At 33.6% G+C, this 13,520-nt stretch carries 12 protein-coding genes and 1 riboswitch; of the genes, 11 read left to right on the forward strand and 1 reads right to left on the reverse strand.

Annotated features, from left to right (window positions below; all coding sequences use genetic code 11):
- Positions 1–17: 17 nt before the first annotated feature.
- Positions 18–127: riboswitch (TPP riboswitch) on the reverse strand.
- A gap of 399 nt (positions 128–526) precedes the next feature.
- From LPC11_RS02040 to galU, 11 genes are all read left to right on the forward strand, one after another.
- Positions 527–1,801 carry a pyruvate MFS transporter gene (locus LPC11_RS02040; protein ID WP_107566476.1) on the forward strand — a complete coding sequence of 425 codons (1,275 nt, stop codon included), beginning with the start codon at positions 527–529 and terminating at the stop codon, positions 1,799–1,801.
- Positions 1,802–1,927: 126 nt separating this feature from the next.
- A complete protein-coding gene (locus tag LPC11_RS02045; RefSeq protein WP_023374072.1) occupies positions 1,928–2,215 on the forward strand; it encodes a putative quinol monooxygenase in 288 nt (95 codons plus the stop codon).
- A gap of 204 nt (positions 2,216–2,419) precedes the next feature.
- Positions 2,420–4,342, forward strand: coding sequence for an FUSC family protein (locus tag LPC11_RS02050; protein WP_114599566.1), 1,923 nt, complete (start codon positions 2,420–2,422; stop codon positions 4,340–4,342).
- 121 nt (positions 4,343–4,463) lie between these two features.
- Positions 4,464–4,877, forward strand: a complete 414-nt coding sequence (locus LPC11_RS02055; RefSeq protein ID WP_023374068.1) for a DUF2188 domain-containing protein — start codon at positions 4,464–4,466, stop codon at positions 4,875–4,877.
- A 134-nt stretch (positions 4,878–5,011) separates the two neighbouring features.
- Positions 5,012–5,710 carry a GTP pyrophosphokinase gene (locus LPC11_RS02060; protein WP_002466937.1) on the forward strand — a complete coding sequence of 233 codons (699 nt, stop codon included), beginning with the start codon at positions 5,012–5,014 and terminating at the stop codon, positions 5,708–5,710.
- 157 nt (positions 5,711–5,867) lie between these two features.
- Positions 5,868–6,740 carry an alpha/beta fold hydrolase gene (locus tag LPC11_RS02065; RefSeq protein ID WP_023374067.1) on the forward strand — a complete coding sequence of 291 codons (873 nt, stop codon included), beginning with the start codon at positions 5,868–5,870 and terminating at the stop codon, positions 6,738–6,740.
- Positions 6,741–6,838: 98 nt separating this feature from the next.
- Entirely contained in the window at positions 6,839–7,561 is a 723-nt protein-coding gene (locus LPC11_RS02070; RefSeq protein WP_023374065.1) for a MerR family transcriptional regulator, read from the forward strand.
- Between the two features lie 147 nt (positions 7,562–7,708).
- Positions 7,709–8,389, forward strand: a complete 681-nt coding sequence (locus tag LPC11_RS02075) for a GntR family transcriptional regulator (protein ID WP_023374063.1) — start codon at positions 7,709–7,711, stop codon at positions 8,387–8,389.
- A 25-nt stretch (positions 8,390–8,414) separates the two neighbouring features.
- Positions 8,415–9,953, forward strand: coding sequence for a gluconokinase (gene gntK / locus LPC11_RS02080; protein WP_023374061.1), 1,539 nt, complete (start codon positions 8,415–8,417; stop codon positions 9,951–9,953).
- Positions 9,954–10,075: 122 nt separating this feature from the next.
- Positions 10,076–11,434, forward strand: a complete 1,359-nt coding sequence (locus tag LPC11_RS02085; protein ID WP_023374059.1) for a gluconate:H+ symporter — start codon at positions 10,076–10,078, stop codon at positions 11,432–11,434.
- A 581-nt stretch (positions 11,435–12,015) separates the two neighbouring features.
- Complete coding sequence (galU, locus tag LPC11_RS02090; protein WP_023374057.1) at positions 12,016–12,882, forward strand: UTP--glucose-1-phosphate uridylyltransferase GalU; 867 nt, start codon at positions 12,016–12,018, stop codon at positions 12,880–12,882.
- Between the two features lie 47 nt (positions 12,883–12,929).
- Here the strand turns inward: galU and LPC11_RS02095 are convergent, their stop codons facing one another.
- On the reverse strand, positions 12,930–13,382 hold the full coding sequence (locus LPC11_RS02095; RefSeq protein ID WP_023374055.1) for a DUF5776 domain-containing protein: 453 nt from the start codon (positions 13,380–13,382) through the stop codon (positions 12,930–12,932).
- Positions 13,383–13,520 lie beyond the last annotated feature (138 nt).

Genomic DNA, 13,520 nt, shown 5'->3' on the forward strand with positions numbered 1-13,520 from the left:
CTAATGAGTACTTTAAATTCATAGCTATGCCACTTCCCTACGCCAGTACAAACTGAATCAGGTTCTAGGAATTATAAAGTCACATCTTTACTCTCAGCCTTAAACAAAGGCACTTCCAGTGGTTTTATTATTAAATTGTATAGATGGAATAGCGCTTTCAATTTACATACAGTTTACTATTTTTTAGTGACGGTATCAAACATGACAACTATCTTTATTTAGCTTTTTTGGAATAAAGACAAGAAAGAGACAATCAATTTAGACGAGGATTTAAATGAAAATGAATGGCTTATTTAAATATTGAAAATTAAATGTAAGTATTGTTAATTTTTATTGAATAAATTGTGAATATTTTCTAAATTTTATATTGTAACCGTTTCCATTTCGTGCTATTATAATAAAAATTGTAGCGCTACAAGAAATTAAAAGATGTGTGATTAAAAGTTAAACAGTCATCATTAGGAATTTCTGAAACTTAACGACAACACATAGAAACAACATATCATTATGGGAAGTAGGAAAAGAAATGAATAAAAAAAGAAGTAACGTTCGTTGGTTTTTTGCGATTGCATTCTTTCTTATTGGTGTTATAGCTTATATGGATAGATCTAATATTTCATATATTGCTGTACCGATGATGGAAGACTTACATTTAACAAAAACACAATTTGGTTTATTAGCGTCATTTTTCTCATTAGGATACGCTTTAATGCAAGTACCGTCAGGGATGTTAGCAGAGAAATTTGGACCACGTAAAATGATTACAATTGCTTTAGTATGGTGGAGTGCTTTCACAATTCTCACAGGTATGATTAAGCATCATGGTTTATTATATTTTGTTAGATTTTTATTTGGTGTGGGGGAAGCACCTATGTATCCATCTAATGCAGTGTTCAATTCATTTTGGTTTGCTAAAAATGAAAAAGGAAGAGCATCAAGTGCGTTATTAGCAGGTTCATATTTTGGACCTGTGTTAGCACCGATTGTAACCATTGCGATTGTTAACGCATTTAATTGGCAAGCAGTCTTTTATATTTTTGGTGCGGTTGGTATTGTAATGGCAGTTTTATGGGCAATTATCGCTAAAGACTTGCCGGAACAACACAAAATGGTCAATGAAGCTGAAAAGCAATTTATTACTGAGCATAGAGACATTGTTGAAACAGATAAATCACTACCACCTTGGAAACGTTTCTTAACACACTTTAGTTTTTATGCGATTGCAATTCAGTACTTTGTAGTACAATTTGTCATTACATTATTCTTAATTTGGTTACCAACATATTTAACAGAACAATATCATGTTGATTTTAAAGATATGTCAATTAGTTCATTACCATGGTTATTAATGTTCTTCTTGATTTTATCTGGTGGTGCTATTTCAGATAAGATTTTAAATACTGGTAAATCTCGTTTCGTCGCACGTGGCGTCATTGCGATACTAGGATTTGTAGTCTTCTCAATATCAATCTTTTTTGCAGTACATACTGAAAACTTATATGTCACTATATTTTGGTTATCTCTTGGTTTAGGTGGTGTCGGTATGTCTATGGGTATGAGTTGGGCCGCTGCGACAGACTTAGGTCGTAACTTCGCTGGAACAGTATCTGGTTGGATGAACTTATGGGGTAACATTGGTGCCTTAACGAGTCCATTCTTAGCTGGTGCCTTTGTTGAACAACTTGGTTGGAGTATGACGTTCCAATTATTAATTATCCCAGCTGTATTAGCAATCATCATGTGGTTCTTTGTTAAACCAGATCAACCATTAGTGATAGATGAACATCAATCAGTTAAATAATTTATAAACAATAAATACGAGCAATAAATGAGTATAGACAGGTCGTTAAGATCTTGCATCAAACTCATTTATTGCTTTTTTAATTTTACTAGGTGCATAATTATCTTATAGAAAGGTGTGGTTCGAATGATGATAATCAATGCGAAACTTAAAATATCAGAAGAAAAACGTGAAGACTATTTAAAACTTATGGAACATTTAGTTTCCGAATCAAGACAAGAAGAGGGCGTATTATTCTACAGTCATTATGAAGATGTGCAAGATAGAAATACGTTTATCGTAGTTGAGAACTATGTAGATGAAGCGGCTATTAAATCACATAACGAGTCTGAACACTTACAAATGTTCAAAAATGAAATTGGTAACTTTGTTGTAGAAGCACCAGTAATTGAAGTGGCTCAACAAGTTAAATAAATATTTATATCGTTATAAAGGGGATTAGTCATCAAACAAAAAGAAAAATGTTATAATAGTTTTTGTGTTTTGATGAATTGTAAGCAATACATCCGATAAATTGACGCTATAGAGAGCGGAATAAAGCTGATTTCAAAAGTGAAATGAGAACCATTCCGTTCTCTTATTTATGTTCAAATAATAAAAAAGAAAGGAGAGCAAATTTTGAAGAGTTTTTTAAAGACAGTGTTTTATTTCAATCGGTCTAAGATTGATATATACAAAGGTATCAGACAAGGCTTGCTCATGATAATACCTGCGTTATTAGGTTATTACTTGGGTTCTTTCTCATTTGGTTTACTTATTGCCACTGGTACGTTAGCCCATATTTATGTTTTTAAAGGTTCACCGCAATCTATGATTAGAACGGTGATACTTTGCTCGTTAGCTTTCGCGGTTTGTATGATGTTAGGGACATTGACAGCTGCACAACCACTCATCTTCGGTATCTTACTATTAGTTGTTACAGTGGTACCTTTCTATATATTCACAGCATTAAAAATTGCTGGTCCATCATCAACTTTCTTTATAGTGACATTTTGTTTACCAATGAACTTTCCAATTGCACCTGATCAAGCATTAGTGAGAGGACTTGGTATTCTCATTGGTGGTGCATTTGCGACACTTGTTGTGCTTATAACTATTTATATGAAGAAAGAAAAAACAGAGGATAGTGCCATTAATTCTGACTTCAAAGTGATTCAAGATTTAATGAAAAATTATAATGACTCAGAATCATTTAAGAAAGTAGCAACATCTGCAGTGTCTTCTTTTAAAGCATCAGATAAATTATTAATCACATCATCATCTAGTAATGGTAAATTAAGTACGAGATTTCAAAAATTACTATTACTACATACATCCGCACAAGGTATTTACTCAGAATTACTTGAATTAAATGAAAAAGGTGTACGTCCATTACCCAATGAACTAATTGAAATGTTAGATTTTATCATTGATAAGATAAACCATCCATCTTCAAATGGTCAAACATGGAGAAAAGAAGTAGATGTGAGCCCAGAATTCGAAAACTTACTCAGCCATATATTGAAAATTGACGAAATTGCTCATGCAAACGCTGAACAGCTTGAACATGAGGCAAACATTCGAAAACCATTGTACAGTAAACGTATTTTACAAAACTTAACTTTAGATTCAATTGTGTTTAGAAATACATTGCGATATACGGTCATTATTGCGATAGCGATCTTTGTTGCTTTATTCTTTGGATTTGATAAAGCCTATTGGATTCCACTTTCTGCACACACATTATTATTAGGTACATCAACGATTCACACATTAGAACGAGGCATGGCTAGAAGTTTAGGTACGTTATTAGGTGTAGTGGTGCTTTCAGGTATTTTAGCATTCACTGTACCAGCACCAGTAGCAGTTGTATTAATGGGCTTAGGTGCAATGATGACAGAAGCGTTTGTGGGTGTTAACTACACCTTTGCAGTTATCTTTATTACGATACAAGTTATCTTATTAAATGGATTGGCATCACAGAATCTATCCATCTCAATTGCGTTCCCACGTATTGTCGATGTAGCCATGGGGGTTGCCATTGCATTACTCGGTTTATTTATACTAGGACAACGTACAGCGTCTGCGTTATTGCCTAACACTATTGCAGATGTTGTAAGACAAGAAGCGAAATTTTTCCATTATTTATTTTCCAACAATGAATACAAGAATGAAGAACAAGAAAAACATTTAAGCCTAAGTTTGTCAGTAAGATTAAACAATATGACTCAAATGTACAATGCAGCTAATGGGGAATTATTTAGTAATAAATCAGTCATTCAATATTACTATCCAAGTATATTCGCTTTAGAAGAAATTAGCTTTATGCTGAGTAGAGCCTTAAATGATAAAAATCGAACAAGAATTGACGATCAACAAATGGGTGAATACTTAGCTATATTTGAAAATATTGCTAAACACTTTGAATTACAATCTCATTTAGAAGTCAAAGACTTAACAGATTTACCACAATATAATTATATTAAGTCAGGTTTAATGAAGATTCAAAATAATAGTCAAAAAGAACGTAAAGATGCGAATGAAACAATATCATTTGCTTAAGCGTGCGAATGATTAGGCAGTCAGAGGGTTGTCTAACCTCAGAGTCCGGGTATGGTGATTGAATAGTTGCGAAGAGTGGTAAAGATAACTATCACACACATTAACTAGGAGATGAAATGCCATGCCATGGACTATGGAAGATTATCCTCAAAGCTTAAAGAATTTAGACAAATTAGAACGTAAAAAAGCAATTGATATTGCTAATGCCATGCTAAAAGATGGTTATAAGGAGTCAGATGTGATTCCTATAGCAACGCAACAAGCTGAAAAATGGTATAAACAAGCTTCTGAAGACGAACTAGAAGAACTTAAAAATAAACACATTACACAACATCAACAAGACAAGTCAGCCCAACCGGAATTAAATGAAAAGCCAGTTCATGTATATTTCGAAAATGATGAATGGAAAGTAAAAACAGAAGATGCAAAACAAGCATCTGATACATTCACATATAAAAAAGAGGCTGTGAAGCGTGCACAACACATTGCAGACAATAAGGACACTAAAGTAGTTGAACATCAAAAAGATGAATAAATGACTAATCAGGCTATCTCCATATCAGGGATAGCCTGATTTATTGTTTACGACTAAAGTAGGGAATGCAATTGTTTCTTATTCTCATTGAACTTCGATATAATGAAAGGGATAAAAGAGATGGAGGAAATCATATGTATGTAGAGAGAAAACCATCATTATACCTAGAAGACTTGAGATACGAATTTAAAAATAGTTTGAGTGCGATTCAAAATGGTGATGAGGCATTTGATATTTTAGTAGGATTTGTTGAACTCGATCACATTTATTCATCTGCACTTAAAGAAATAAGTACCAAGTTAAGCATTTTAGACGATAATTTCAATCATAGATATAAACATAATCCCATACACCATATGGAACGACGTGTTAAAGAGATGGGGAGTTTAGTTAAGAAGCTTAAACGGAAAGGTTTAGACATTAGTGCACAAAGTGCTAGAGACCACATTATGGATATTGCTGGTATTAGAGTGATATGTAATTATATGGATGACATATATGTCATTGAAGAGATGTTATTAAAACAGGAAGACGTTAAATTAATTAAACGCAAAGACTATATTGAACATCCTAAAGAAAATGGTTATCGCAGCCTACATATTGTGGTATCGATTCCAGTATTCTTAGCAGACTCTGTAGAAATTATCCCAGTAGAAATTCAAATTAGAACCATTGGTATGGATATGTGGGCGAGTCTAGAACATAAAATCCGTTATAAAAATAATGCAGATACTGAAAAATATAAAGGTTTATTAGAACAATGTGCAACAGAGATTACCGATGTAGAAAGTAAGATGCAACAGATTCATACTGAAATATCTAAGGATGATTAATGTCACCATTAAAGAAAGTTGAATAAAGTAGTAGGTCGCCAATTTACTAAAGGATGACGACTTACTACTTATTTTTATGTAAAAAGGATGTTAATTAAAGTAATATGATAAAATATTTAATATATATAATATGATATTTGAGAATTAGAGGGTCAAGATGAATAAGCAAAATTTTAAAACACAACTATACCAATTAAATAATTATGAAAATGAACAAAGTGAAGTGATATATGGAGGTAATCCCAATTCTAAAGAAGTCATTGTCTTTATTCATGGTGCATTGCTTACATATAAAATAATGACTATGTTTGAACCATACATGAGAGAATACAAACTGATATTTATCAACTGCCCTAGTAGAGGTAAAAGTTCTGAAATTGAAAGAGATAATCACACATTAGATGACTATTCAGAGCGCGTTTATGATGTGTTAAGTCAGATTGTGACTGAGCAACAATTGTCAGAAATAACAGTAGTTGGTTATTCTATGGGAGGTATGATTGCTACACGTTTATTGAAATTTAATACACTCCCTATTTCTCATTTGATTTACCTAAACAGTGCTGCAAAAATCACACCAGACGGTAGTATGTTAGCACGCTTATTTACGTCAGATAGCAAGCGAGATATTTTAAAAGATGAAATTAATGCAGTGAAAAATTTACCACAATACATACTCGATAAAACGATTTTTGCACAAAAGGAAAATGCGATTGAACTATTTCAATTCGTCGCACCGATTAAGACAATTATCACAGATATTTTGTATACGATAAATGCTGATTACCTACCAGATATTGAGGAAATAGAAACATTTCCGAAGATATTATTCATGTCTGGGAAAGAGGATCAGATTATTCCATATACAGATTCACAAGCGACATTAGAACAATTTAAAGCTTATGGTGGCACAACAAAAGAAATCGTATATGAAGGAATAGGACATCTTGATTTTCCAAGTGTGCTAGAAACAAAACCAGACCAAGAATTAGGTGTTGTAGATCATATCAAACAATGGATTCAAGAATAATTTAAATATGTAGACGACCGGTAGTCTTAAAACGATGTTTTTGTATTGATTACGACGTAACGTCATCATTTACATTGTGAGTAGGAGGTGAATGATCTATGTCATATTATACGACGGGAGAAATAGCGGAAAGATGTCAGGTCTCAGTGAGAACTGTTCAATATTATGATCAAAAAGATATTTTAAAACCAAGTCACATGACAGAGACAAATCGACGTATGTATTCAGAGGATGACGTGAAACGTCTGGAATTGATTCTCTTATTAAAGCATTTAGGGTGTTCTTTGAACGATATTAAAACGTTGCTCAAAGAAGAAAGCACTATGAACACGTTGAACTATATACTAAGTATGAAAGAAGAATCTCTATCACAAGAAGTAAACCATAAACAAAACATCATAAAAAGTATTAAAATCATGAAACAATATATAAATGCGCAATCTGTATCGCCCATTCAAAAATTAACTGACATTAAGCGCATGGTACAAGCATCAACACATATTCGTTATATCCATAAGAACATTTTTATAACAGCTGGGTTGATAAGTATTGCTCAGTATACTGGTATCATAAGTTCCATTATTTTAAAAAGTAAACGTCCATTACTTACAGTGTCACCATTTGTAATAAGTTATGCTATAGCACTAACATACTATTATGCTAAAAAGGTAGCTTTTATATGTCCGAATTGTCATACACAATTTCATCCGGCATTAAATCAATTAATCACTGCTAAACATACATTGAATACACGACGCCTCGAATGTCCAAATTGTCACAAAACCAATTATTGTATTGAAACACCTGCCCAATCTTCATAATTTCTTAAGGATTTTAAAGCTTCGATTACAAAAATAATCGAGGCTTTTTATTATTCAAGTTGAAGTAAGCGTTTGCAAAAATATATGGCATGTATTAATATACTTGTATACAAGTATAGAACGACAAATGAAAGTGCGGTGTGAGCTATGACATATGGCTATCCAGAACAATGGAAACGACATTTAACTACAGGTGAGGCGATAGCTTCAGAAATAAGATTAGGCATTATTAAAGGTGATATTCAAGCAGAAACGCTACTGACTGAAAATCAAATCGCTAAACAATTCAATGTGAGTCGCTCACCTGTTAGAGATGCATTCAAACTATTACAAACAGATCAACTTATTCATTTAGAACGAATGGGGGCGCAAGTCTTACCGTTTGGTGAACAAGAAAAAAGAGAACTTTATGACTTACGCTTAATGTTAGAATCGTTTGCATTTTCTAGATTGAGATCTCAAGATACACAACCGATTGCTAAAGAAATGAAAAAGCAACTCGAAATGATGAAAGTAGCAGTACAATTTGAAGACGCTGAATCGTTTACGAAACATGACTTTGAATTTCATGAAGCCATGATTTTAGCTTCAAACCATCAATACCTCAGAACATTTTGGAATCATTTGAAACCTGTGATGGAGTCACTAATTCTCCTATCGATGAGACGCAGAATGTCAGAAGATCCTAATGATTTTGAACGTATACATCGAAATCACAATGTCTTTGTAGATGCAGTTGAAAATAAAAATGCAGAAACGTTAAGACAAGCCTTTCATTTAAACTTTGATGATGTAGGTAAAGATATAGAAGGATTTTGGTTACGCTAAATTTTTAGAAAGGAAGAGTTAAGATATGAAATATATGATTGGTGTCGATATTGGTACCACAAGCACTAAATCAGTACTTTATGATGAAAATGGACAATTCATTATGAAACATAACATCGGGTACGAATTGCATACACCTAATGTCGATGTGTCCGAAGAGAATCCAGATGAATTATTTGATGCAGTATTGATGACTGTCAAATATGTCATCAGAGAAGCTAATATCGCTAAAGAAGATATTAAATTAATCTCATTTAGTGCCCAAATGCATAGTTTAGTTGCGATGGATGAACAACATCATCGCTTAACAGAGAATATTACTTGGGCAGATAATCGGGCAAGTAAATTTGCCGACCAAATTAATCAACAACATGATGGTTTTAATATTTATAGAAGAACAGGAACACCCATTCATCCAATGTCACCATTATCAAAGATATTTTGGATGAAGCATGAACAACCGGATATTTTCAATCATACTGCCATGTTTGCTGATATTAAGACATATATTTTATATCAATTATATGAGACATATGTTATCGACCACTCCATGGCTTCAGCTACAGGTATGTTCAATCTGGAACAACTCGATTGGGATGACGACGTATTAAATTTATTAGGTATCACACGTCAGCAGCTACCAGAATTAGTGCCCACAACACATATTTTAAAAGGAATGAAAAAGCGCTACGCCACATTAATGGGTGTCGATGAGAATACGCCAGTAGTAATTGGTGCGAGTGATGGTGTGTTATCTAATCTAGGCGTGAACAGTTACCGAAAAGGTGAAGTTGCCGTTACTATTGGGACATCTGGTGCTATTAGAACCGTCATAGATAAACCAAGAACGGATGATAAAGGTCGAATTTTCTGTTATGTCTTAACAGATGAACATTACGTGATTGGTGGACCAGTTAATAATGGTGGCGTCATCTTAAGATGGCTTCGAGATGAGTTATTAGCAAGTGAAGTCGAAACAGCCAAACGCTTAGGTGTTGATCCTTATGACGTATTAACTCAAATCGCCAGTCGTGTTAAACCAGGCGCGGATGGTTTAATCTTCCATCCATATCTTGCTGGAGAGCGTGCACCATTATGGAATGCAGATGCACGTGGGTCATTCTTCGGCTTAACACTATCTCATAAGAAAGAACATATGATACGTGCTGCCTTAGAAGGTGTTTTATACAATCTATACACAGTTTATCTAGCTTTGATAGAAGTGATGAATGAAACACCAAGTACAATCAAAGCGACAGGTGGATTTGCTAAAAGTGAAATTTGGCGCCAAATGATGGCAGATATCTTTGACACGCATTTAAGTGTGCCAGAAAGTTACGAAAGTTCATGCTTAGGTGCATGCGTGTTAGGTATGAAAGCACTAGGTGAAATTGATGACTTCTCAATAATTGAACAAATGGTAGGTACGACAAATGAACATCACCCTGATTCAGAAACAGTCGAAATTTATCAAAAACTTGTAAGTATCTTTATCAATATTAGTCGTTCTTTAACTGACACGTATAGTGAGATTGCCGCATTTCAACGACAGCATATGGATTGATTTTTAGCAGTGCCAGACAAATATAGTATTGCATCGTTAAGTCACAACGTCACTTTGCCACTTTCGAATTCGAGCAACTTTGTAAATGAGAACAGACATATTATAGGAAGAAGGGGAATGCCATGTTTGCAGAAATTTGGCCATTAATTAGCGTTGTTTTAGGAATTGTGATCTTATTAAGTTTAATTATCTTTTTAAAACTGAATACCTTTATCGCTCTAATCATCACATCAATTATTACTGCTTTATTATTAGGTATGCCACTGGATAAAATTATGGAAACTGTAGAAAAAGGTATGGGTGGTACACTAGGCCATATTGCACTTATCTTTGGTTTAGGAGCCATATTAGGGAAGTTACTTTCTGATGGAGGTGGCGCAACACGAATTGCCGATACATTAATCGCCAAATTTGGCCAAAAACATGTACAGTGGGCGATGCTCGTTGCTGCATTTATCGTCGGTATCGCTTTATTCTTTGAAGTGGGATTAGTGTTATTAATTCCATTAGTATTCACAGTAGCCAAACGTGCGAATGTATCTACACTTAAACTTGGATTACCAATGGTTACAGCATTATCAGTGACACATGGTTTCTTACCGCCACATCCTGGACCAGTAGTTATAGCTAAAGAATTAAAAGCGAATATTGGTCATGTACTCCTTTACGGTATTATTATTTCAATTCCTGTTACTTTAATCGCAGGTCCATTATTTAATAAAATCGCACAAAAAATCATTCCATCTGCATATGGTAGAGAGGGAGATATTTCAGCATTAGGTGCTCAAAAGGAATTTACTGAGGAAGAAATGCCAGGATTTGGAATTAGTATTTTAACAGCAATATTACCAGTCATCTTAATGCTTATTTCAACATTAGTACAACTTATTACAGGACATGATTCTCCTAAAAATGCATTCGAATCAATCATTTATTTAATTGGGAATGCTGGTACAGCCATGTTAATTGCAGTTATCTTCGCTATATTTACAATGGGTATATTAAGACATAGAAAAATGGATCATATCATGGAATCAGTTACTCAAGCGATTTATCCAATAGGCATGATGTTATTAATCATTGGTGGCGGTGGTACATTCAAGCAAGTACTTATTGATGGTGGCGTAGGTGATACGATCGCCAAAATGTTCGAAGGCACACATATGTCACCAATTCTACTTGCATGGATTGTTGCTGCAGTACTAAGAATTGCACTAGGATCTGCAACAGTAGCTGCCATATCTACGACAGGTATTGTGATGCCATTATTACAAGCTTCAGATGCCAATGTCGCACTTGTGGTGCTAGCAATCGGTGCAGGAAGTGTGATTTTATCTCATGTGAACGATGCAGGATTCTGGATGTTCAAAGAATATTTCGGACTAACAGTTAAAGAAACATTTTTAACATGGTCATTACTAGAAACAATCATTTCAGTTTCAGGCATCATCTTTATCTTATTTATTAGTTTATTTGTCTAACATAGGGGATATAACTACCGGCTGGAAACAGTCGGTAGTTTTTTTCTTAAAATTAAAAAGACAATACAGTAAGTTATAGTTAAAAGTCATATGTTATCACACACAGCTTACGATGTTTGTGTAGAGGGGTGATAATGATGACAATAGATATTACAATACACATTATTGAGTACATACCACTAGCAGTAACTATTATATGTATTGTTATGTTGTTTATCAAGCACATTCGAGCGAAAAAATAAACCCGTCTTACTGTGAATAAGACGAGTTTAAAAGCTGTTTGTGTAAAACATATGAATTGAGTTAACGCTCAAAATATGTTGCTTAGTTTTTCCACCTAGTGACTAGTCGAATGGTTGCTAGGTGTATTTTTATGCTTCATTTATACTATGCCATCGATTTGATTGCAATAAACCGATAATGAAATAAAACCAATGATAAGTTTTAGACAATTAAAATCAAATATTAAAATAGATGATTATTCATAATATGGCTAAAACTAGGCACAATGTTTATTTAATGATAAGATAAGGTAAATAATATTAAGCTTCATACTTTAATTTAAAGGAGTAGTAGAGACTTTGAAACAAATAAAAAAAGCAATTATTCCAGCAGCTGGTTTGGGGACAAGATTTTTACCAGCAACGAAAGCAATGCCAAAAGAAATGTTACCCATCTTAGATAAACCAACAATTCAATATATTGTTGAAGAAGCATCAAGAGCGGGTATCGAAGATATTATTATCGTTACAGGTAAACATAAACGTGCGATTGAAGATCATTTCGATAACCAAAAAGAATTAGAAATGGTATTACAAGAAAAAGGGAAAAATGACCTATTAGAAAAGGTTCAATACTCAACAGATTTAGCTAATATCTTCTATGTTCGTCAAAAAGAACAAAAAGGTTTAGGCCATGCTATTCATACAGCACGTCAATTCATTGGAAATGAACCATTCGCTGTATTGTTAGGTGATGACATTGTTGAATCAGACACACCAGCAATTAAACAATTGATGGATGTTTACGATGAAACAGGTAAATCCGTAATTGGTGTTCAAGAAGTAGCTGAAGAAGATACTCACCGTTACGGTATTATCGATCCGTTAGAAAAATCTGGTTTACGTTATGAAGTTAAGAAATTCGTAGAAAAGCCAAAACAAGGTACAGCACCATCTAATTTAGCGATTATGGGACGTTATGTATTAACACCTGAAATCTTTGATTATCTTGAAACACAAGAAGAAGGTGCAGGTAACGAAATCCAATTAACAGATGCGATTGAACGTATGAACGCCGAAAGCCAAGTATACGCATACGATTTCGAAGGTAACCGTTACGATGTCGGCGAAAAACTAGGCTTCGTTAAAACTACGATTGAATATGCATTAAAAGACGAAGATATGAAAGACGACTTAAAGGCATTTATTAAACAATTAGACTTATAAAATTAAAAAGCACCAACCATAGCAGTCTTATGGTTGGTGCTTTTGCGTTATTTTAAAACTTTGACGAAACTCTGATTAGCAGTGACGTAAAGTCCATCAGAGGTTTTTAATCTAGGTGTTAACTTACTCGTAAATTCAATATCTATAATATCTAATTTTGTACCTAATTCTAATGATTTAATAGGATCTTTCTTAAATCCAATATCCTCATATAACTTACACTTTTTAACAATTTCAATCGCTTTAGGTGCATGAGTAATATAACCTTTGATACTATCAAGGTTAATAGGTGCAACGAAATCTTCATTAGCGGTAATATAGTACCCATCTTTAGCTACCAATCTAGGCGTTCCTTTATCACTATTTTCCATACTACTTACTTCTATGCATTGTCCCTTACTAATAACAGCTATGTCTTTAGTGAAATTGGCATCTTCATACTTTTTAATCTTTTTTAATACGACAATATGTTGAGGTGTTTCTGTAAGATATTGTTTCATGTTTATCAAGTCATCTCCGTTTTTAATAAGAATAAAAATCTCATGAAAATATAAGTGTGGTAGTAAGTTATTCAATATAGGTAAAACGCTTTCAAAATAACTTAACATCATTATACGTGAAGAAAGATATAAAGTCAT

This window comes from Staphylococcus sp. HL28, assembly GCF_021117155.1.
GTDB classification, from domain to species: Bacteria; Bacillota; Bacilli; order Staphylococcales; family Staphylococcaceae; genus Staphylococcus; species Staphylococcus warneri.